Here is a 20,151-nt window from a genome sequence, read left to right as displayed (position 1 = left end):
CGGGGTCGCGCGGGACCGGCCCACCTGACGCGCCGCCGCCCGGCGGCGGCGCGGGCGACGGTCCACCGGCAGCCGCCGCGGCCTGGCAGGCTCCCTGGGTGCCGCCCGGACCGACCTGGCTCGCGACCGCGGTCGGGATCCTGCTGGTGCTGCTGGTCCTGCGCGACGTCGTGCACACCCTGTGGCACCCCAGCGGGCGGCGGGGGCTGAGCCGGCGGCTGATGCAGGCCCTCTGGCGGGCCGGGCGCAGGTCACGGAGGTCGGGGACCGGCTTCCTCGGCGGGCCGATGGCCATGGTCGTCGTCGTCCTCGCCTGGGTGCTGCTGCTGGTGGTCGGCTGGACCCTCGTCTACTGGCCGCACCTGCCGGACGGCTTCGTGTACGGCAGCGGCCTGGCGGCCGACCGGGGCGGACCGCTCGACGCGGCCTACCTGTCGCTGGTCACCCTGGCGACCCTCGGCTTCGGCGACATCGTCCCGCAGGACCCCTGGCTGCGGCTGGCCGTGCCGGTGCAGGCGCTGATCGGCTTCGTCCTGCTGACGGCGGCGGTGACCTGGGTGCTGCAGGTCTACCCCGCGCTGAGCCGCCGGCGGGCGCTGGCGCTGCGGCTGGCGCTGCTGCGGCGGGCCGCGCTGCCCGCGGCGGCCGTCGGCGCGGGCCTGCTGCGGGAGCTGGCCGTCGACCTGGCGCAGGTGCGCATCGACGTCACCCAGCACGCCGAGACCCACTACTTCCGCGACGTCGACCCCGAGACGGCCCTGCCCCTGCAGCTGCCGGTCGCTCTCGACCTGGCCGAGGCGGCCGCCTGCTCCGCCGACGCCCAGGTCCGCACGGCCGCGCAACTGCTGCAGCTCGCGCTCGAGGACCTCACTGGCGTGCTGGACCGCCAGTTCCTCCACCGCGGCGCGACCGTGCGGGAACGGCTGGCCGCCTACGCCGACGACCACGGCCACCCGCCCGCCGCGGGGCTCAGCTGGTGAGGACCTGGGTGGCGGACTCCTTGAGCTTGGCGTTGGCCCAGCGCATCTGGCGCAGCGTGTCGGGGTGGCAGCGCTTCGCCAGCGCGAACAGCTCGCGCTCCTTCGCGCCCTGCGCGGCCTGGGCCAGCAGCTCCCAGTCCAGCGAGACGCCGGCGGCCTCGCGGTGCACGTGCCGCAGGTCGGCCAGCAGCAGCAGGCCCGGCTCCGGGCGCCGGCCGAGCAGGTCCGACGTCGTCTGCCGGATGCGCTCCAGCACGCCGGGCTCGCCCGGTGGCGTGGGGTCGAGGGCGAGGCCGTGGTCGCCGCCGATGCGGGCCAGCTCGGTCACGTGCCGCTGCGACCAGCCGGCGACGTCCCGGGCGACGTGGAAGACCTCGTGGTCGGCCGCGTGCCGGTCGGAGACGGCGAGCAGCGCCCTGGCGAGGTGGGTCTCCGACCGGTGCAGCTCCTCGATGGCCAGTGCCAGTTTGACCGCGCGCCCTCCCGCTCCTCGACCAGCGCCGCCGCGCCGCCCCGGGTCGGCGGGACCCCGTGGGTGACCGGCCGCGAGCCGGTCGTGGTCGGCGCCGGGGCCGGCCGGCCGTCGCCGCGCTCCAGCAGTTCCACCTGCGCGGCCGCGGTCTTGAAGATCGGCTGCTTGGACACCGGGTCCCAGTCGGTCGGGGTGAGCTCGTTGGCCGCCCGCCCGGGAGCGCCGTCCGGCTCGTGGCCGCCGGGAGTGTCCCAGTAGCCGTAGTGGAAGGGCAGGAACAGCACCCCGGGCCGGATGCCGCTGACCCGCAGCCGCGCCTCGACCCGGCCGCGCGGCGTGCCCACCTCCAGCAGGTCGCCCTCGCCCCAGCCGCGGTCGGCGGCGTCGGACGGCGACATCTCCACCCACACCTCCGGTGCCGCCGCCTGCAGCTGCGGCGCCCGGCCGGTCTTGGTGCGGGTGTGGAAGTGGTACAGCGTCCGGCCGGTCACCAGCTGGAACGGGAACTCCTGGCTCGGCAGTTCGTGCGGCGGCAGGTACTCGGCCGCCTTGAGGATCGCGCGGCCCTCCGGGTTGAGCGCCCGGTACTCGGTCTCCTCCAGCGGCGCGCCGGTGAGCAGGTCCCGCCGTAGCTCTCGCAGTACTCGGGGGCGGCGAAGAACCGCCCGTCGGCGTAGAGCCGCTCGGTGCCCTCCGGGGCCTCCTCGGTCACCGGCCACTGGATGCCGTTGCGCTCGCGCAGCCGGGCGTAGGACAGGCCGCTGTAGTCGCAGGGCCGCCCCCGGCTGCACTCCTTCCACCCCTCGAAGGCCGCCTCCGGGTCGGACCACTTCACCAGCGGCGCGCCGTCCTTGTCCCGCAGGCCGAGCCGGTGGGCGAAGTCGACGAGGATGTCGAGGTCGGACCGGGCCTCGCCGGGCGGGTCGACCGCCTTCTCCGACAGGTGCACCGTCCGGTCGACGTTGGTGAAGGTGCCGGTCTTCTCCCCCCACGTCGCCGCGGGCAGGACGACGTCGGCCAGCTGCGCGGTCTCGGTCAGGAAGAGGTCCTGCACGACGAGGAACAGCCGCTCCTGGGCCAGGATCGAGCGGATCCGGCCAAGCCCGGGCAGCGAGACCGCCGGGTTGGTGGCGGTGACGTAGAGGAAGCGCAGCGACCCCTCCTCGGCGTGCCGGAAGATCTGCATCGCGTGGGTCGGCGGCGAGTAGTGCGGGATGTCGAAGGGGTCGAGGTTCCAGACCCGGGCGAGGTCGGCCACCTGCGCGTCGTTGGACCAGTTGCGGAAGGCGGCCAGGTCGCCGTCGGCACCGGCCTCGCGGGTGTTCTCCGCCGTGGGCTGCCCGTTCATCTGCAGGATCCCGCAGCCGGGCCTGCCGAGCATGCCGCGGACCAGGTTGAGGTTGTTGACCTGGACGGCGGCCGCGGTGGCCTGGTGCGACTGGTAGAAGCCCTGCAGCACGGTGGACAGCAGCCGCTCGGCGGCGCCCAGCACGCGGGCGGCCTCCCGGACCTGCGCGGCCGGGACGTCGCACACCTCCTCGGCCACCTCGGGCGGGTAGTCGCGCAGCCGCTCCTCGAGCTCGGCGAAGCCGACGGTGTGCGCCTCGACGTACTCCCGGTCGATCCAGCCGTTGCCGACGACCTCGTGCAGCAGCGCGTTCACCAGCACGACGTTGGTGCCCGGCCGCGGCGCCAGGTGCACGGTCGCGGCGCGGGCGACCGGTGTCTCGCGGGGGTCGACGCAGACGATCCTCGGCGGGTTCGGTCCGGCCAGCCGGTCCAGGATGCGGGTCCACAGCACCGACTGCGTCTCGGCCACGTTGTGCCCGAACAGCGCGATGACGTCGCAGTGGTCGACGTCGGTGTAGGAGCCGGGCTGGCCGTCGGAGGCGAAGGTCTCCTTGAGCGCCGCGGCGGCGGTGGCGGTGCACAGCCGGGTGTTGCCGTCGACGTGGTTGGTGCCGATGCCGCCGTGGGCGATGAGGCCGAGGGTGTAGTACTCCTCCAGGAACAGCTGCCCGGAGGTGTAGAAGCCGACCGCGCTGGGGCCCTGCTCGTCGAGCAGCTCGCGGCAGCGGCCGGCGACGGCGTCCATCGCGGTGTCCCAGTCGGTCTCGACCAGCCGCCCGTCACGGCGGACCAGCGGCCGGGTGAGGCGGTCGGGTGAGTTGTTGGCCTGCCAGCCGAAGAGGTCCTTGGGGTCCAGCCGGCCGTGGTTGACCCGGTCCTCGGCCCGGCCGCGGACGCCCACGATGCGGCCGTCCTTCACCGCGATGTCCAAGCCGTCGCCGTTGCTGTGCAGGATCGTCGCCGACTGCACCCAGCGGTCGACGTCGTCCTCGGTCAGGCCGTCGGCCAGGTGCGAGTCCACCCGGACCGGCCAGGTCTCCCCCGGCCCGTACGGCGTGCGGGTGCCCCACGGCTCCGCGATCCGGTCGATCCGCGCCATCGACGGCCTCCTCGGCCCGGGCTGCTCCGGGCGACAGTTGACACACGGCAAGCGTGCACTGCGGACGGTACGTCCCGGCTCCGGGACCGGCCACCGCGGGCGGGCCGACGCCTCCCCTGAAGCCGCACGTCACGGCCTCGCCGCGGCCGGCCGGTTCCCCCGCGGCTGCCCGGGTAGCCCGGGGATCCGTCCCGGCCACAGGAGCCCGGGTGCCGTCGCCTGCGAGGACCCATGACCGAGAACACCCCGCCGTCGGGCAGCTCCACCGCCGAGCTGCTGCAGTCCCTGACCGACGACCTGACCCACCTGGTCCGCAGCGAGCTACAGCAGGCGCAGGCCGAGCTCGCGGGCAAGGCCCGCCGGGCCGGCCGGGCCGCCGCCCTGCTCGGCGGCGCGGCCGGGCTGGGCGGGCTCGCTGTCGCGACGTCGAGCGCCCTGCTGGTCCGCGTGCTGGAGCGACGGCTGTCCCCGCCGGCCGCCGCGGCCGTGGCGACCCTGCTCTACGGCGGCGGGGCCGCCGCCCTCGGGTCGGCCGGGCTGGCCGAGCTGCGCCGGATCGGCTCGCTGCTGCCCGGGCGGACGGTGGCGAGCGTGCGCGAGGACGTCCGGGTCGCCACGCGGACCGCGCCGCCCGGGACCACACCCGGCACCTGACACCGGGCCCGGCGCGACGTTTGTCTCACAACAAGTGTTGTACGCGACAAGGTCACGGGTAACAGGTCCTCCGGCTCCAGCAGCGGGCCGCTCCCGACACGCTCTCCCGACGGAGGTCCAGTGGACGTCTTCGACACCCCCACGCCCGAGCTGCAGACGATGCCGCTCGGGCTGTACGACCTGGTCACGTACTCGATCGTGGCCGCCGGCTTCGCCCTGTTCGCCTACTTCCTCTACTCGTGGACGAGCCGGGGTGAGATCGGCGTCCGGTACCGGCCCGCGGTCCTGGCCGGGCTGTGCATCGCGGCGGTGGCCACGCTGTCCTACCTCGTGCTGTTCATCCGGTGGGACACCGGGTTCACGCTCACCGACGGGGTGTTCACGCCGAACGCGGAGGCGGCGCGGGCGACGATCTACCCGCGCTACGTCGACTGGACGGTCACCGTCCCGCTGCTGACCGCCGAGCTGCTCGCGGTCTGCTCGCTGGCCGGCGCCCGCGCCCGCAACCTGCGGTTCTCCACGATGGCCGCGGCGTTCCTCATGATCCTCACCGGCTTCCTGGGCTCCCAGGTGCTGGCCGAGGGCCGCGACCGGACGGCGCTGGTCGTCTGGGGCCTGATCAGCACCGCGTTCTACGCCTACCTCTACGTCGCGCTGATCGGCGCCGTCCGCTCCTCGATGTCGTCGATGAGCGTCGAGGCGGGCCGGAGCCTGCGCAACGCCGCGATCGTGCTGCTGGGCACCTTCGGGGTGTACCCGCTGGTCTACGCCGTCCCGGTGTTCGTCGACGTCACCCCGGCGTGGCTCACCGGCATGCAGGTGGCCTACTCCGCGGCCGACGTGCTGGCCAAGGTCGGCTTCGGCGTGCTGGTGCACAAGGTGGCCAAGATGCGCACCGCCGAGGACGTCGCCGCCGGGATCGACACCCACCCGGAGTCGGTGTGGGTGAGCAACGTGCACCACAGCGAGGGCGTGCTGCCGGCGATGGCGGGCGGCCGCACCCAGTTCGCGGACAACACCGTCGACGACGCCCCCGAGTTCGCCGACCACCCGCGGCACCCGCACGAGCACCACGAGGTCGAGCACCTGCGCGAGCACGGGCTCGGCGACGGCCGGGTGCCCGCCGGCGGCGCGCGCCACGGGGCCACCCGGACGGCGGACGACCGGCACTGACCGTGCTCCCGCTGCTGGGGCTGCGGACGGCGGACCGGCGCGGCACCGCTCCCCCGGTCGCCGCTCCGTCCGCCGTCCCGGCCCGGGCGGCGACCGCCGTCTCGCTGGGCGCGGCGGCCGCCGTCGTAGCCGTCGAGGTGGTCGTCCCCGGCGGGTGGGGCCGGGCCGCGTGGGTCCCGCTGGTGGCCGGCCTGCTGGCCGGGCTGCCGCACGGGGCCGTGGACCACCTCGTCCCCGCCCGCCGGCTGGGCTGGGGACGGGCGCGGCTGGCGGCGTTCGCGCTCAGTTACGCCGTCCTGGCCGTGCTGGCCTGGCTGGTGTTCGAGGCCGTGCCGGGGCCCGCGCTCGTGGTCTTCGTGGCGCTGTCGGCCTGGCACTTCGGCACCGGGGAGACCGCGTTCGCCGACCTGCGCGCCGGCCGGCCCGTGCGCCGCGCGGCGCTGCCTGCCGCGGTGACCGGCGCGCTGGTGCTGCTGGTGCCCCTGGTCCGCGGCGCGGACCAGGCGGCGCCGGTGGTGGCCGCGGTCGTCCCGGGCAGCGACGGCGCCCTTCCCCCGGCGGTGGGCCCGGTGGTGCTCGCCGTCGTGCTGCCGGCCGCGGCGGCGCTGGCGCTGGCGCTGCTGCTCGAGGCCCGCTGGCTGGAGGCCGCGGAGGTGGGCGTGCTCGCCGTCCTCGTGCTGGTCGCCCCGCCGTTCGCCGCCTTCGGCGTCTGGTTCGGGTGCTGGCACGCCGTGCGGCACACCGCCCGCGTGGTGGCCGAGGACCCCGCCGACACCGCCGACCTCGCCGCCGGCCGGCTCGGCGCCCCGCTGCGCCGGTTCGCGCGCGCCGCGGCGCTGCCCACGGTCGCGGTCCTCGCCGTCCTGGCGCTGCTGTGGTCGGCCGCCGACGGGTGGCGCGGCTTCCTCGCCGCCGACCTCCCGCTGCTGGCGGCGCTCACCGTGCCCCACGCGCTCGTGGTGACCTGGCTGGACCGGGCGCAGTCCCGGACCGCGGTCCCCGGGGTCGCCGTGGCACGGTGACCGCCGTGGTCAACGTCCTCTCCATCCAGTCGCACGTCGCCTACGGGCACGTGGGCAACTCCTCGGCCGTCTTCCCGCTGCAGCGGCTGGGCGTCGAGGTCTGGCCGGTGCACACCGTGCAGTTCTCCAACCACACCGGCTACGGCGCCTGGACCGGGCGGGTGTTCGACGGGCAGGCGGTCGAGGAGGTCGTCGACGGCATCGCCGACCGCGGCGTGCTCGGCACCGCCGACGCCGTCCTGTCGGGGTACCTCGGCTCGGCCGACATCGGCCACGCCGTCGTCGGCACCGTCGGCCGGGTGCGGGCGGCCAACCCCGACGCCGTCTACTGCTGCGACCCGGTGATCGGCGACGTCGGCCGCGGCGTGTTCGTCCGCCCCGGCATCGAGGAGTTCATGCGCGAGGTCGCCGTCCCGGCCGCGGACCTGGTGACCCCCAACCACTACGAGCTCGACCTGCTGGCGCGGACGACGACGCGGTCGCTGCAGGAGGTGCAGGACGCCGTCGCCGCGGTGCAGGGGCTGGGCCCGCGCGTGGTGCTGACGACGTCGCTGGTCACCGACGACACCCCCGAGGACGCCGTGGACCTGCTCGCCTCCGAGGGCGGGCGGCACTTCCGGGTGCGCACACCCCGGCTGTCGGTGGCGGTCAACGGCGCCGGCGACGCGATCGCCGCCCTGTTCCTCGCCCACTGGCTGCAGACCCGCTCGGCCGGCGAGGCCCTGGGCCGGGCCGCGGCCAGCGTGTGGAGCCTGCTGCGGCGCACCGAGGAGGCCGGGTCGCGGGAGATCCTGCTCGTGGCGGCGCAGGACGAGTACGTCTCCCCGTCGCGCACCTTCGCCGTCGAGGAGCTGTGAGGGCGGTCGCCCGGCGCGCGGGTCCGGGCGGGCGCGCCCAGCATGGGCGGGTGCACCTGTTCCGGACCAAGCCCGTCGAGCGCCTCGGGGACGAGAGCGACGGGGTCGCCGACGGCGTCGGCCACCTGCGGAGGCAGCTGTCGGCGCGGCACCTCGTCGGATTCGGCATCGGCGTGGTCATCGGCACCGGCATCTTCACCCTCACCGGCGTCGCGGCCCGCGACACCGCCGGGCCCGCCGTCGTGGTCTCCTTCGCCATCGCCGGCGTCGTCGCCCTGCTGGCCGCGCTCTGCTACGCCGAGCTGGCCTCCTCCGCCCCGACCGCCGGCAGCGCCTACTCCTACGCCTACGCCACGGCCGGCGAGGTGGTCGCGTGGATCATCGGCTGGGACCTGTTCCTGGAGTTCGCCCTCGGCGCGGCCGTCGTGGCCCGCGGGTGGTCGGGCTACGTCGGCAACCTGCTCGACCTCCCGACGTCGCTGTTCGGCGAGGACGCCCCGGTCGACGTCGGCGCGGCGCTGATCGTCGTGGTGCTGACCGCCGTGGCGGTGCTGGGGATCAAGGAGTCGGCGCGGGTCACCGCCCTGCTCGTGGTGGTCAAGGTCGCGGTCTGCGTGTTCGTGGTCGTGGCCGGGGCGTGGTTCGTCCGCGGCGCCAACCTGACCCCGTTCGTCCCGCAGGGCCGCCCCGCCGAGGGCGGCAGCGGGCTGACCCAGCCGCTGATCCAGGCGATCGCCGGGATCGACCCGGTGGTGTTCGGCGTCGGCGGCGTGCTCACCGCCGCGGCGGTGGTGTTCTTCTCCTACACCGGCTTCGAGGCGGTCGCGAACCTCTCCGAGGAGACCCGCCGCCCCGGCCGCGACCTGCCGCTGGGCCTGCTCGGCACCCTGGGGCTGGCCACCGCGCTCTACATCGGCGTCTCGCTGGTGGTCGTCGGGATGGTCCCCTACGACCGCATCGACGCCGGCGCCCCGATCGCCGACGCCTTCGACCAGGTGGGCCTGGGCTGGGCGTCCGCGCTCATCTCGCTGGCCGCGGTGGCCGGGCTGACCTCGGTGATCCTCGTCGACCTGATCACCGTCGGGCGGATCGGCTTCGCGATGGGCCGCGACGGGCTGCTGCCGCAGTCGGTGGCCCGGGTCAGCCCGCGCACCGGGACGCCGGTGCGGGTCACGCTGCTGTTCGCCGTGCTCGTGCTGGCGATGGCCACCTTCGTGCCGCTCAGCGCACTGGCCGACCTCGTCAGCATCGGCACGCTGTTCGCCTTCCTGCTCGTGTCGGTCGCCGTCATCGTGCTGCGGCGCACCCGCCCCGAGCTGCGCCGGCCGTTCCGGGTGCCGTTCTCCCCCGTGGTCCCGGCGCTGTCCGCGCTCGCCTGCGGCTACCTGATGCTCAACCTGAGCATCGAGACCTGGCTGCGCTTCCTCGCCTGGCTGGCCATCGGCCTGGTGGTCTACGCCGCGTACGGCTACCGCCACTCCCGGGTCGGCCGGCCGGCCGTGACGGAGCGCCGCGCCCCCTGAGCCCGCCGGCGGAGCGAGGATCGTCGCGTGGACCTCAACTCCGACCTCGGCGAGGGCTTCGGCCAGTGGACGCTCGGCGACGACGACGCCCTGCTCGGCGTGGTGACCAGCGCCAACGTCGCCTGCGGCTTCCACGCCGGCGACCCGGTGATCCTGCGCCGCGTCTGCGACCGGGCCGCGTCGGCCGGCGTCGCGGTCGGGGCGCAGGTGGGCTACCGGGACCTCGCCGGGTTCGGCCGCCGCTTCCTCGACGTCGAGCCCGACGCGCTGACCCAGGACGTGCTCTACCAGGTCGGCGCGCTGGAGGCCTTCGCCCGCGTGGCCGGCACCCGCGTCCGCTACGTCAAGCCGCACGGGGCGCTCTACAACGCGATCGTCGCGCACGAGGAGCAGGCGGCGGCCGTCGTCCGCGCCGTCGTGGAGTACGACCGCACGCTGCCGGTGCTCGGGCTGCCCGGGTCGGCGTTCCTGCGGCTGGCCGCCGAGGCCGGGCTGACCGTCGTCGCCGAGGCCTTCGCCGACCGCGCCTACACGCCGGAGGGCACGCTGGTCCCGCGCCGGCTGCCCGGCGCGGTGCTGCACGACGCCGACGGGATCGCCCGCCGGTGCGTGGCCATGGCCACCGGGGAGCCGGTCGACGACGTCGACGGCGGCCGCCTGCGGCTGGCCCCCGACTCGATCTGCGTCCACGGCGACACCCCGGGCGCGGTCGCGATCGCGCGGCGGGTGCGCGAGGCGCTGACCGGCGCGGGGATCGACCTGGCGCCCTTCGCCCCGTGATGCGCGTGCTGCCCAGCGGCTCGACCGCGTTCCTCGTCGAGCTCGGCGACCTCGAGGAGGTCCTCGGTCTGTACGCGGCGCTGACCGAGGACCGGCCGCCCGGCGTCGTGGACCTCGTGCCGGCCGCGCGCACGCTGCTCGTGGTGACCGACCCCTCGCTCACCACGCCGGCCGCCGTCGAGGCGGCGGTGCGGCGGACTCCGCCCCGGCCCGGGCGCCGCGGCACCGGGGACCTGGTAGAGGTGCCGGTCGTCTACGACGGCGAGGACCTGGCCGACGTCGCCGGGCACCTCGGGACGGACGTCGGGGAGGTGGTGCGGCGGCACACCGGCACGGAGTGGACCGTCGCCTTCTCCGGCTTCGCGCCCGGGTTCGGCTACCTGACGGCGGCGGAGGGCGGCTGGGACCTGCCGCGCCGCGCCACCCCGCGGACCCGGGTGCCGGCCGGTTCGGTCGCCCTGGCCGGCGGCTTCACCGGGGTGTACCCGCGCGAGTCCCCCGGCGGGTGGCAGCTGATCGGACGCACCGACCTCCCGGTCCTCGACCTCCGCCGCGATCCCCCCGCGCTGCTGCGGCCCGGCGTGCGGGTGCGGTTCGTCGCGTGCTGACCGTCCTCTCCCCCGGCCCGCTGACCACGGTGCAGGACCGCGGCCGGCCCGGCCTCGGCGGCATCGGCGTGGGCCGGTCGGGAACCGCCGACCGCGCGTCGGCCGCGCTGGCCAACCGGCTGGTGGGCAACGACCCGGACGCGGCGGTCCTCGAGGCGACCCTGGGCGGGCTGGTGCTGCGGGCCGAGGCCGACCTCGTCGTCGTCACCACCGGGGCGCGCTGCCCCGGCAGCCCGGTGCACGCCGCGCCCGGGCTGGTCCGCGCCGGCGCGACGCTGGCGCTCCGGACGCCGGACGCCGGGCTGCGCACCTACCTCGCCGTCCGCGGCGGGATCGCCGCCGAGCCGGTGCTCGGCTCCCGGTCGACCGACGTGCTGTCGGGCCTGGGGCCGCCGCCGCTGCGGGCCGGTGACGTGCTGGCGGTGGGCCCGCCGTCCGGGGAGTGGCCGGGCGTGGACCTGGCGCCCGTGGCCGACCCGCCGTCCGGGCCGGTGACCGTGCGGCTGCTGCCCGGGCCGCGCGCCGACTGGCTCACCGACGCGTCCCTGGCCACGCTCGGCGGCGCCGCCTGGGAGGTGACCGCGGAGAGCAACCGGGTCGGGCTGCGGCTGGCCGGGCCGCGGCTGGAGCGGCGGGTGCCGGGCGAGCTGCCCAGCGAGGGGCTCGTCCGCGGCGCGCTGCAGGTGCCGCCGTCGGGTGCCCCGGTGCTGTTCCTCGCCGACGCGCCGGTCACCGGCGGCTACCCGGTGGCCGGCTACGTGGCCGACGCCGACGTCGACCGCTGCGCCCAGCTCCGCCCCGGCCAGACCGTCCGCCTCCGGCCCGGGAACGGGTAGGCGCCGCCCCCGGTCACGACCACCGCGCACCCCGGGGTGGGACGCGTCCTGCCGCTCCCCCTCGTCTCCTCGGTGGCGGGTCACGGGTCCGGGTTCGCCCCGGCCGCCGGCACCCGGCAGGGTGGGGACGTCGGCAGCCGATGCGTCGGCCGGGGAGACAGGGAGGGTCCATGGGCGTCAGGGACAGCGCGGAGTGGCAGGCACTGGCCGAGCACCACCGGGAGGTGGGCGACCGGCACCTGCGGGACCTGTTCGCCGAGGACCCCGGCCGCGGCACGGACCTCACCGTGGCCGCCGCCGACCTGTACCTGGACTACTCGAAGAACCGGCTCACCCGCGAGACGGTGCGGCTGCTCGCCGCGCTGGCCGAGAGCGTGGGCCTGCGCGAGCGCACCGAGGCGATGTTCCGCGGGGAGCACGTCAACGCGACCGAGGACCGCGCCGTCCTGCACGTGGCGCTGCGCGACCCGGCGACCAGCGGCCTCGACGTCGACGGCCACGACGTCCGGCAGGAGGTGCACGAGGTGCTCGGCCGGATGGCCGAGTTCGCCGACCGGGTCCGCGGCGGCGCGTGGACCGGGCACACCGGCGAGCGGATCCGCACGGTGGTCAACATCGGCATCGGCGGCTCCGACCTCGGCCCGGCCATGGCCTACCAGGCGCTGCGCGACCACTCCGACCGGTCGCTGGCCTTCCGGTTCGTCTCCAACATCGACCCGACCGACCTGGCCGAGGCCACCCGCGACCTCGACCCGGCGACCACGCTGTTCATCGTCGCGTCCAAGACCTTCACCACCCAGGAGACGCTCACCAACGCGACGGAGGCCCGGCGCTGGCTGGTCGAGGGCCTGGGCGGCGACGAGGGAGCGGTGGCGAAGCACTTCGTCGCCGTCTCCACCAACGCCGAGAAGGTGGCCGCGTTCGGCATCGACACGCAGAACATGTTCGGCTTCTGGGACTGGGTCGGCGGCCGGTACTCCTTCACCTCGGCCGTCGGCCTCTCGCTCATGGTCGCCATCGGCCCCGAGCAGTACCGGGAGCTGCTCGACGGCTTCCACGCCGTCGACGAGCACTTCCGCACCGCGCCGTACGAGGAGAACCTGCCGGCGCTGCTGGGCCTGATCTCGGTCTGGTACGTCGACTTCTTCGGGGCGCAGAGCCAGGCGGTGCTCCCCTACTCGCAGTACCTGGCGCGCTTCCCCGCCTACCTGCAGCAGCTGTGCATGGAGTCCAACGGCAAGTCGGTCACCCTGGACGGCTCGCCTGTCGACGTCGCCACCGGCGAGGTCGTGTGGGGCGAGCCGGGCACCAACGGCCAGCACGCCTTCTACCAGCTGCTGCACCAGGGCACGGTGCTGGTGCCGGCCGACTTCATCGGTTTCGCGCAGCCCGACCACGACCTCGACGGCATGCACGACCTGTTCCTGGCCAACTTCCTCGCCCAGCCGCGCGCGCTGGCCTTCGGCCGCACCGCCGAGGAGGTGGCGGCCGAGGGGACGGCGGCCGACGTCGTCCCGCACCGGGTGATGCCGGGCAACCGGCCGTCCAACGCGATCGTCGCGCCGAAGCTGACGCCGTCGGTGCTCGGGCAGCTGGTGGCCGCCTACGAGCACCGGGTCTTCACCCAGGGCGTCGTGTGGGGCATCAACTCCTTCGACCAGTGGGGCGTGGAGCTGGGCAAGGTGATGGCCAACCAGCTCGCGCCCAAGCTGCAGAGCGAGGCGGCGCCGGAGTACGACTCCGACTCCTCGACCAACGCGCTGGTCCGGCTGCTGCGCGAGGGCCGCGGCCGCCCGGCCTGAACGACCCACCGGTCCCCGCGAGATCTGCACACCGGCGGCCTTCGAGGGCTCGAAGGGCACCGGTGTGCAGATCTCGCGACCGGGCGGTCAGTCCTGCCCGCGGAGCTCCTCGAGGATCGGGCCGGCGACCTTGAACGCGTGGTTGGCCGCGGGCACGCCGGCGTAGACGGCCGCGTGCTGGAGCACCTCGGCGATGTCCTCGTCGGACAGGCCGTTGTTCTTGGCCGCCCGCACGTGCAGCGCGAACTCGTCCCAGTGCCGCAGGGCGATGCAGATCGACAGCGTGGCGATGCTGCGCTCGCGCCGCTCGAGCCCGGGCCGCTGCCAGACGTCGCCCCACGCGACCCGGGTGATGAAGTCCTGGAACCCGGCGGTGAACGGCGTCGTGCCCGCCACCGCCCGGTCGACCCAGGCGTCCCCGAGCACCTCGCGCCGGGTGCGCATGCCGGCCTCGTGGCGCTGGGCGTCGGTGGAGAGGTCGGGCTCGCTCACGCGTGGCCCCCCGTCGCGTCGAGGTGCCCGAGCAGCGCGCCGGTGACCTCCAGCGGCTGCTCCAGGTTGGGCAGGTGCGCGCCCGGGCTGATGCTCACCAGCGAGGCGCCGGCGATCCCGTCGGCGATGAGCTGCTGGTGCGGCGGCGGCAGCGCCGGGTCCTCAGCGCCCGACACCACCAGCGTCGGCGCGGTGATCCGGGCGAGCTCCTCGCGCAGGTCGACGGCGGCCACCACCTCGCAGCACAGCGCGTAGCCCTCGTCGTCGGCCCCGGCGATCATCGCCTCCAGCCGCGCCACGAGGTCGGGGTGCTCGGCGGCGTGGGCCGGCGTCAGCCAGCGCTGCACCACGGTCGAGGCCAGCGGCGCGGTGCCCCCGGACCGGGCCTGCGCGGCGCGGTCGAGGAAGCCCTGCGGGTCCGGCCGGGCCGAGGTGGCCAGCAGCGCCAGCTGCCCGACCCGGTCCGGCTCGCGCGCGGCCAGCCGCATCGCCGTCATCCCGCCCAGCGACAGCCCGACGACGTGCGCGCGCCGCGCGCCGATCCGGTCCAGCAGCGCGAGGGCGTCGTCGACCAGGTCGTCGAGCGAGTACGGGCCGGCCGGCGCCGGCGACTCCCCGTGCCCGCGGGTGTCGTAGGTGACGACCCGGTAGCGCTCGGCCAGCGCCGGCACCTGCGGGTCCCACATCCCGCGGGTCGCCCCCAGTGAGTTGGACAGGACGACGACCGGCGCGTCGGGCGGCCCGTCCTCCGTGTACGACACCTCGACGGCGGTCATCCGCGCTCTCCCTCGGTCAGTCGGTCGTGCTCGGCCAGCGCCGCGTCCACCTGCGCGCCGGCCTCCCCCACGTCGGGCGCGGCCGCGGCCAGCACCGCCGCGACGTCGACGTCGCTCCGGGCGGCCACGACCTCGGCCAGCGGCCGGCCGCTCTCCCGCGCCTCCCGGGTGGCCGCGGCGGCCGCGTCGTGCGCCGCTCCCCGGCCCAGCGACGGGGCCAGCGCCTCGGCCAGCGCGCCCGCCAGCGGACCCTCGCCGGCCGCGGTCACCGTCGCCGCCATCCGGGCGACGTCCGGGCGCAGCCCGCGCAGGCTCTCCGCCAGCCAGGACGCCGCCGACCCGACGGTGACCAGCAGCTCGGTGAGCGTCGGCCACTCGCTGTGCCAGGCACCGGCGGCCCGCTCGTGCTCCTGCTCCATCGCCCCGAGCAGCGTGGCCACCAGCCCCGGGGCCCGCCGCGCGCACGCCCGGGCGGAGATCGCCGCCACCGGGTTGCGCTTGTGCGGCATCGCCGACGACCCGCCCCGCCCCTCGCCGACCTCGGCGACCTCGGCCACCTCCGACTGGGCCATCAGCACCACGTCGACGGCGACCGTCGCCAGCACGCCGGCGGCCGTCCCCAGCGCGCCGGCGAGGTCGGCCACCGGCAGCCGCACCGTGAACCAGGGGACGGCGGGCGCCACCAGTCCGAGCTCCCCGGCCAGCGCCGCGCGCACCGCCACCCCGGCGCCGGACGACGCCGCCAGCGTGCCGACCGCGCCGCCGTACTGCACCGGCAGCGAGGCCACCACCTCGGCCAGCCGCAGCCGCGCCCCGTCCAGCCCGGCCAGCCAGCCGGCCGCCTTGAGGCCGAAGGTCGTCGGCAGCGCCTGCTGCATCAGCGTGCGGCCCATGACCACGTCGTCGCGGTGCGCCCGCGCCAGTTCGGCGCAGGTCGCGGCCGCCGCGGCCAGGTCGGCGTCGACCGCCGCCACCGCCTGCCGGGCCAGCAGCACCAGCGCCGTGTCGAGCACGTCCTGGCTGGTGGCGCCCACGTGCACGGCGACCGCGTCGCGCTCCCCGACGGCGTCCTGCAGCGCCCGCACCAGCGGCGGCACCGGGTTGCCGGCGTCGGCGGCCCGGGCGACGACGGTCGCGAGGTCCAGCCGCGACGGGTCGGCGCAGGCGTCGGCCACCGCGTCGGCGGCGGTGGCGGGCACCAGGCCGGAGGACGCCGCCGCGCGGGCCAGCGCGGCCTCGACGTCCAGCAGCGCGCGGAACCAGGCGTGGTCGGACACGGCCGCCGCCGCACCGCCGCGGGCGAAGGTTCCGGTGAACAGACCTGTCACGGGTCCCTTCCTACCGGCGCCGCACGGAGCCAGCCGGGTCAGATCGCGAAGAAGACCGTCTCGCGGTCGCCCTGCAGGTGGACGTCGAAGCGGTAGCCGTCGCCGGTGGGCTGCGCGAGCAGCGTGGCCCGGCGGTCCTCCGGCAGCGCCGACAGCACCGGGTCGGAGGCGTTGGCCTCGGCCTCGTCGGCGAAGTAGACGCGCGTGACCAGCCGGTCGAGCAGGCCGCGGGCGAACACCGAGACGTCGACGTGCGGCGCCTGCAGGCCGCCCTGGCCGTCGGGCACCCGGCCGGGCTTGAGGGTGAACACGGCGAACTCGCCGGTGACCGTGGCGGCGCGGGCGTAGCCGCGGAAGCCGGGGTGGGTGGAGGCACCGCGCGGGTCCTCCGGGGAAGGGAATCGGCCGTCCGGGTCGGCCTGCCACGTCTCGACCATCGCGTCGGGGACGACGTCGCCCGCGCCGTCGAGGACCCGGCCGCGGATCCAGATGCCCCCCGGCGTCCCCTCGGCCGCCGCCCAGGCCCCGTCGGCCCAGGTCAGCCCGATGGCCAGGTAGGGGCCGACCGTGGCGCTGGGCGTGGTGCCCAGCCGGAACGGCTCGGTGAGGAAGCCGGAGCCGCGCTGCCCCGAGCGGGGCTGGAAGGGGACGGCCGGGTCCGGCGGGACGTCGAGGGGGTCGATGACGCTCACGCCACGTCTCCGTCGTCGTCGGTCTCGAACGGCGTCTGCTCGGTGCCGCGCAGCACGATGTCCCACTCGAAGGCCAGCGCCCAGTTGTCCTGGGTCCGCTCGAGGGAGTAGCGGCTCACCGCACGGTGCCGCGCCACAGGAGGGATGGCGTTGTAGATCGGGTCCTGGCCGAACAGCGGGTCGTCGGGGAAGTACATCTGGGTGACCAGCCGCTGGGTGAACGCGCGGCCGAACAGGCTGAAGTGGATGTGCGCCGGGCGCCACGCGTTGTGGTGGTTGCCCCACGGGTAGGCGCCGGGCTTGACGGTCAGGAACTCGTAACGGCCCAGGCTGTCGGTGACCACCCGGCCCAGCCCGTCGAAGTGGGGGTCCAGCGGCGCCGGCCAGTCGTCGGCCAGGTGCCGGTAGCGGCCGGCGGCGTTGGCCTGCCAGATCTCCACCAGCGCGCCGGGCACCGGGCGGCCGTCGCTGTCGAGCACCCGGCCGTACACCAGGATCCGCTGGCCGATCGCCTCGCCGCCCAGCCGCAGCGTCAGGTCGGCGTCCTCGGGCCGGACCCGGTCCTCGCCGAGCACCGGGCCGGTGACCTCGGTGAGCCGGTGCGCCAGGTCGACCGGCGTCCGCAGCGGCGCGCGCAGCGCGGTGCTGCGGTAGTCGGGGAAGCCGACGGGCGTGCGCACCTCGGCTCGTTCGCGCAGGTAGCGCGGCAGGATCAGCCGGCTCTCCGATGTGGTCCCGGTCATACCCGGCAACGTACGTCCGGCGGACTACGCTGCCCAAGCCCGCGCTCCCACCCAGCGGAAGGACGGCCATGGCCGGAGGCAGTGCCGCGCCCGGGCGCTCGGTGACCTCCCGGGCGCTCGCCGTCCTCGACGCCTTCGACGCCGCCGCCCCCCGGCTGACCCTCACCGAGATCGCCGAGCGCTCGGGCACCCCGCTGACCACCACGCACCGGCTGCTCGCCGAGCTCACCGACTGGGGGGCGCTGTCGCGCCGCGCCGACGGGCGCTACGAGATCGGCCGCAAGCTCTGGGACCTCGGCCTGCTCGCCCCCGTGCAGCTGGAGCTGCGCCAGGTGGCCGCGCCGTTCCTGCTCGACGTGCACACCGCCACCCGCGACACCGTCCACCTCGCCGTCCGCGACGGGCCCTCCGCTCTCTACGTCGAGCGGATCTCCGGCCGCGAGTCGGTGCCGGTGGTCAGCCAGGTGGGCAGCCGGCTGCCCCTGCACGCCACGGGGGTGGGCAAGGTGCTGCTGGCGTCGGCGCCGGACGACGTCGTCGCCGAGGTCCTGGCCACGCCGGAGCGGACCACCCGGCACACCGTCGTGGACCCGACCCTGCTCGCCCGGGAGCTGGCCGAGGTCCGCCGCCGCGGCTGGGCGCGCACCGCCGAGGAGATGTCGTTGGGCACCGCCTCGGTCGCCGTCCCGGTGCGGGTGGAACGGCCGGCCGGCCCGGTGGTCGCCGCGGCGCTGGGCATCGTCGTCCCGAGCCACCGGCGCGACCTGGCGCGGCTGGTGCCGGTGCTCGAGGTCGCCGCCCGGGGCATCGGCCGGGCGCTGGCCAGGACCATCCCCTTCCGCTGAGCGGGAGTGCGCGCTGTCCGCCAGGACGTATCCGGGGTCACACTCGACCGCATGCGCACCCAGGTGGGGATCATCGGCGCCGGCCCGGCGGGCCTGCTGCTGTCTCGGCTGCTCGCCCTGCAGGGCATCGACTCGGTCGTGCTGGAGAACCGCTCCCGCGCGTACGTCGAGGCCCGCATCCGCGCTGGCATCCTCGAGCAGGGCACCGTCGACGTCCTCACCGAGGCCGGCCTGGGCGACCGGCTGCACCGCGAGGGCCTCGAGCACCGCGGCATCCACCTGCAGTACCCCGGGGTGCGGCACACCCTCGACTTCCCCGAGCTGTGCGGCCGCCGGGTGTGGGTCTACGGACAGACCGAGGTGGTCAAGGACCTCGTCGCCGCCCAGCTCGCCGGCGGGCCGCCGCTGTACTTCGACGTCTCCGACGTCGCGATCGACGACGTCGACACCGACGACCCCCGCATCCGCTTCACCGACGCCGACGGGACGCCGCAGGTGCTCGAGTGCGACGTCGTCGCCGGCACCGACGGCTTCCACGGCCCGTCGCGGGCGGTGGTGGCCGGGGGCGCCGGGGGGCAGCAGCTGTGGGAGCGCACCTACCCCTACGCGTGGCTGGGCATCCTGGCCGACGCCGCCCCCGCGACCGACGAGCTCATCTACGCCTGGCACCCCGACGGCTTCGCGCTGTACTCGATGCGCTCGCCGTCGGTGTCGCGGCTCTACCTGCAGGTCGACCCGTCGGAGCGGATCGAGGACTGGTCCGACGACCGCATCTGGGCGGGCCTGGCCACGCGGTTCGCGCTGGAGGGCTGGGAGATCAGCACGGGGACGGTCACCGAGAAGTCGATCCTGCCCATGCGCTCGTTCGTCAGCGCGCCGATGCGCCGCGGCCGGCTGTTCCTCGCCGGCGACGCCGCGCACATCGTGCCGCCGACCGGGGCCAAGGGCCTCAACCTCGCCGTCGCCGACGTCGTCCTGCTCTCCCGCGCGCTGGTCCGGCTGCTGCAGGAGAAGCAGACCGACCTGGTCGACGCCTACTCCGACACGGCCCTGGCGCGGGTCTGGCGGGCCACCCACTTCTCCTGGTGGATGACCTCGATGCTGCACACCACCGGCGACCCCTTCGACGCCCAGCTGCAGCTCTCCCAGCTGCGGCGGGTGTGCTCCTCGGAGGCGGCCGCCCGCGAGCTGGCCGAGAACTACACCGGCCTGCCGTACTAGTGGAAGGACCCTCCTGCCCCCCACCACTCGCTGACGCTCGTGGTGGGCCCCTGCAGGAGGGCCGTCAGAGCCCCGGCAGCAAGTCGCACACCCGCTCCGCCGTGCCCGGTGCGAGCGGCAGGTGCGGCAGGACGCCGGCCACCTCGTCCGGCTCCAGCCCCTGCTCGCCCAGCGCGGCCAGCAGCCGGCCGGCGTCCCCGGGCGGCACCGGCGAGGGCAGGCCGGCCTCCCGGACGGCGGCCAGCGCGAGGAACAGCGCGCCGGAGAGCCCCTCGTCCGGCTCGGACGCCGGGGACGGCGGCGCGGCCGCGGCCCGGGCGGTGGCCTCGGCGGCGCGGACCAGCGACAGCGGCAGCCCCTCGGACTCGACCTCCAGCAGCGGCGTGCCCCCCAGCGCGGCGAGCACGAGGTGCTCGGCCTCGGTGCGCAGTGGCTCCTCCCACTCCCCGGCGCGGACGACCGCGGCCACGTCGACGTCGGCGGGGTCCTCCCCGAGGTCGTCGAGCAGCTCGGCCCAGCGGCCGGGGCGGGTCCGGCGGGCGCGGTCGGCGGCCAGCACGCAGGTCTCGCGGACGAACGGCTCGATGACCTCGCGGTCGAAGCGGTCGGCGTAGACGGTCCCGTCGGCGTCGACGGCGTTGAGCGCGTCCTGGAAGCTGCCCGGCCGGGCGTCGCCGAGCTCGAGCCGGCCGTCCTCCTCTCCCGACAGCGACTGCCCGGTGGCGGCGCGGTCGCCGATGGTCGAGCCGGTCGCCACCAGCCGGCCACGGCGGCGCAGGTGGTGCGGGCGGTCGGACAGGCCGACGCTCCAGGCGCAGGCCTCGGCGATCAGCGCGGCCCGCCGCTCGCGCAGCACCTCGCGGCCCAGCAGCCCGAACCAGTCGGGCACGAATCCTCC

Annotated in this window: 21 protein-coding genes; 12 read left to right on the top strand and 9 right to left on the bottom strand. The window is 76.0% G+C overall.

The window, feature by feature from the left end; translation table 11 throughout:
- The first annotated feature begins 98 nt into the window (after positions 1-98).
- Complete coding sequence (locus ACU616_RS20185; protein WP_446760202.1) at positions 99-980, top strand: potassium channel family protein; 882 nt, start codon at positions 99-101, stop codon at positions 978-980.
- Here ACU616_RS20185 and ACU616_RS20180 read toward each other — a convergent pair.
- The 3 genes from ACU616_RS20180 to ACU616_RS20170 are packed head-to-tail and all read right to left on the bottom strand — an operon-like array spanning position 970 to position 3,901.
- Positions 970-1,308 (bottom strand): hypothetical protein, encoded by a 339-nt coding sequence (locus tag ACU616_RS20180; protein ID WP_446760201.1) that lies wholly within the window; start codon positions 1,306-1,308, stop codon positions 970-972. The genes ACU616_RS20185 and ACU616_RS20180 overlap by 11 nt on opposite strands.
- On the bottom strand, positions 1,305-1,943 hold the full coding sequence (locus ACU616_RS20175; protein ID WP_446760200.1) for a molybdopterin dinucleotide binding domain-containing protein: 639 nt from the start codon (positions 1,941-1,943) through the stop codon (positions 1,305-1,307). The genes ACU616_RS20180 and ACU616_RS20175 overlap by 4 nt, the downstream gene beginning before the upstream one ends.
- Entirely contained in the window at positions 1,940-3,901 is a 1,962-nt protein-coding gene (locus tag ACU616_RS20170) for a molybdopterin-dependent oxidoreductase (RefSeq protein ID WP_446760199.1), read from the bottom strand. The genes ACU616_RS20175 and ACU616_RS20170 overlap by 4 nt, the downstream gene beginning before the upstream one ends.
- A 231-nt stretch (positions 3,902-4,132) precedes the next feature.
- Here ACU616_RS20170 and ACU616_RS20165 point away from each other — a divergent pair, with 231 nt between their 5' ends.
- The 9 genes from ACU616_RS20165 to pgi all read left to right on the top strand — a co-directional run bounded on the left by ACU616_RS20165 (position 4,133) and on the right by pgi (position 13,156).
- Positions 4,133-4,555, top strand: a complete 423-nt coding sequence (locus ACU616_RS20165) for a phage holin family protein (protein WP_446760198.1) — start codon at positions 4,133-4,135, stop codon at positions 4,553-4,555.
- Positions 4,556-4,675: 120 nt separating this feature from the next.
- A complete protein-coding gene (locus tag ACU616_RS20160; protein ID WP_446760197.1) occupies positions 4,676-5,728 on the top strand; it encodes a bacteriorhodopsin in 1,053 nt (350 codons plus the stop codon).
- Positions 5,729-5,730: 2 nt separating this feature from the next.
- The gene (locus ACU616_RS20155; RefSeq protein WP_446760196.1) at positions 5,731-6,750 is read left to right on the top strand and encodes a Brp/Blh family beta-carotene 15,15'-dioxygenase; all 1,020 of its coding nucleotides are present in this window, start codon (positions 5,731-5,733) and stop codon (positions 6,748-6,750) included.
- Positions 6,747-7,607: a pyridoxal kinase PdxY gene (gene pdxY / locus ACU616_RS20150; RefSeq protein ID WP_446760195.1), complete on the top strand. Its 861-nt coding sequence runs from the start codon at positions 6,747-6,749 to the stop codon at positions 7,605-7,607. Before ACU616_RS20155 ends, pdxY begins: the two co-directional genes overlap by 4 nt.
- Before the next feature lie 50 nt (positions 7,608-7,657).
- Positions 7,658-9,130, top strand: coding sequence for an amino acid permease (locus ACU616_RS20145; RefSeq protein ID WP_446760194.1), 1,473 nt, complete (start codon positions 7,658-7,660; stop codon positions 9,128-9,130).
- Between the two features lie 27 nt (positions 9,131-9,157).
- Entirely contained in the window at positions 9,158-9,910 is a 753-nt protein-coding gene (locus ACU616_RS20140; protein ID WP_446760193.1) for a LamB/YcsF family protein, read from the top strand.
- Entirely contained in the window at positions 9,910-10,518 is a 609-nt protein-coding gene (locus ACU616_RS20135) for a 5-oxoprolinase subunit B family protein (RefSeq protein ID WP_446761504.1), read from the top strand. Before ACU616_RS20140 ends, ACU616_RS20135 begins: the two co-directional genes overlap by 1 nt.
- Positions 10,512-11,354 carry a 5-oxoprolinase subunit C family protein gene (locus ACU616_RS20130; protein ID WP_446760192.1) on the top strand — a complete coding sequence of 281 codons (843 nt, stop codon included), beginning with the start codon at positions 10,512-10,514 and terminating at the stop codon, positions 11,352-11,354. The genes ACU616_RS20135 and ACU616_RS20130 overlap by 7 nt, the downstream gene beginning before the upstream one ends.
- Before the next feature lie 170 nt (positions 11,355-11,524).
- The gene (gene pgi / locus ACU616_RS20125; RefSeq protein ID WP_446760191.1) at positions 11,525-13,156 is read left to right on the top strand and encodes a glucose-6-phosphate isomerase; all 1,632 of its coding nucleotides are present in this window, start codon (positions 11,525-11,527) and stop codon (positions 13,154-13,156) included.
- Between the two features lie 87 nt (positions 13,157-13,243).
- Here the strand turns inward: pgi and pcaC are convergent, their stop codons facing one another.
- Genes pcaC through pcaH form a run of 5 tightly spaced genes read right to left on the bottom strand, consistent with a single transcriptional unit; the run spans position 13,244 to position 17,187 of the window.
- Positions 13,244-13,648: a 4-carboxymuconolactone decarboxylase gene (gene pcaC, locus ACU616_RS20120; RefSeq protein WP_446760190.1), complete on the bottom strand. Its 405-nt coding sequence runs from the start codon at positions 13,646-13,648 to the stop codon at positions 13,244-13,246.
- Complete coding sequence (gene pcaD, locus ACU616_RS20115) at positions 13,645-14,424, bottom strand: 3-oxoadipate enol-lactonase (RefSeq protein ID WP_446760189.1); 780 nt, start codon at positions 14,422-14,424, stop codon at positions 13,645-13,647. The genes pcaC and pcaD overlap by 4 nt, the downstream gene beginning before the upstream one ends.
- Positions 14,421-15,752, bottom strand: coding sequence for a 3-carboxy-cis,cis-muconate cycloisomerase (gene pcaB, locus ACU616_RS20110; RefSeq protein ID WP_446760188.1), 1,332 nt, complete (start codon positions 15,750-15,752; stop codon positions 14,421-14,423). Before pcaB ends, pcaD begins: the two co-directional genes overlap by 4 nt.
- 38 nt (positions 15,753-15,790) lie before the next feature.
- Positions 15,791-16,444 carry a protocatechuate 3,4-dioxygenase subunit alpha gene (gene pcaG / locus ACU616_RS20105; RefSeq protein ID WP_446760187.1) on the bottom strand — a complete coding sequence of 218 codons (654 nt, stop codon included), beginning with the start codon at positions 16,442-16,444 and terminating at the stop codon, positions 15,791-15,793.
- Positions 16,441-17,187: a protocatechuate 3,4-dioxygenase subunit beta gene (gene pcaH / locus ACU616_RS20100; protein WP_446760186.1), complete on the bottom strand. Its 747-nt coding sequence runs from the start codon at positions 17,185-17,187 to the stop codon at positions 16,441-16,443. Before pcaH ends, pcaG begins: the two co-directional genes overlap by 4 nt.
- A gap of 68 nt (positions 17,188-17,255) precedes the next feature.
- Between pcaH and ACU616_RS20095 the strand changes: the two genes are divergently transcribed.
- Together ACU616_RS20095 and ACU616_RS20090 are read left to right on the top strand one after the other, a co-directional pair.
- Entirely contained in the window at positions 17,256-18,032 is a 777-nt protein-coding gene (locus ACU616_RS20095; protein WP_446760185.1) for an IclR family transcriptional regulator, read from the top strand.
- Between the two features lie 51 nt (positions 18,033-18,083).
- Complete coding sequence (locus ACU616_RS20090) at positions 18,084-19,253, top strand: 4-hydroxybenzoate 3-monooxygenase (protein ID WP_446760184.1); 1,170 nt, start codon at positions 18,084-18,086, stop codon at positions 19,251-19,253.
- 64 nt (positions 19,254-19,317) lie between these two features.
- Here the strand turns inward: ACU616_RS20090 and ACU616_RS20085 are convergent, their stop codons facing one another.
- A complete protein-coding gene (locus ACU616_RS20085; protein WP_446760183.1) occupies positions 19,318-20,142 on the bottom strand; it encodes a hypothetical protein in 825 nt (274 codons plus the stop codon).
- Positions 20,143-20,151 lie beyond the last annotated feature (9 nt).

The sequence above is a fragment of the Geodermatophilus sp. URMC 62 genome (assembly GCF_052931475.1).
Note: the sequence above shows the minus strand (reverse complement) of the source record. Positions and strands in the feature narration are given on the sequence as shown.

Excerpts from the sequence above, each read along its gene's own strand:
- ACU616_RS20095 (WP_446760185.1), top strand. The coding sequence starts at position 17,256 with ATGGCCGGAGGCAGTGCCGCGCCCGGGCGCTCGGTGACCTCCCGGGCG.
- pgi (WP_446760191.1), top strand. The coding sequence starts at position 11,525 with ATGGGCGTCAGGGACAGCGCGGAGTGGCAGGCACTGGCCGAGCACCAC.
- ACU616_RS20170 (WP_446760199.1), bottom strand. The coding sequence starts at position 3,901 with ATGGCGCGGATCGACCGGATCGCGGAGCCGTGGGGCACCCGCACGCCG.
- ACU616_RS20135 (WP_446761504.1), top strand. The coding sequence starts at position 9,910 with ATGCGCGTGCTGCCCAGCGGCTCGACCGCGTTCCTCGTCGAGCTCGGC.
- pcaD (WP_446760189.1), bottom strand. The coding sequence starts at position 14,424 with ATGACCGCCGTCGAGGTGTCGTACACGGAGGACGGGCCGCCCGACGCG.
- ACU616_RS20165 (WP_446760198.1), top strand. The coding sequence starts at position 4,133 with ATGACCGAGAACACCCCGCCGTCGGGCAGCTCCACCGCCGAGCTGCTG.
- pcaH (WP_446760186.1), bottom strand. The coding sequence starts at position 17,187 with ATGACCGGGACCACATCGGAGAGCCGGCTGATCCTGCCGCGCTACCTG.
- ACU616_RS20090 (WP_446760184.1), top strand. The coding sequence starts at position 18,084 with ATGCGCACCCAGGTGGGGATCATCGGCGCCGGCCCGGCGGGCCTGCTG.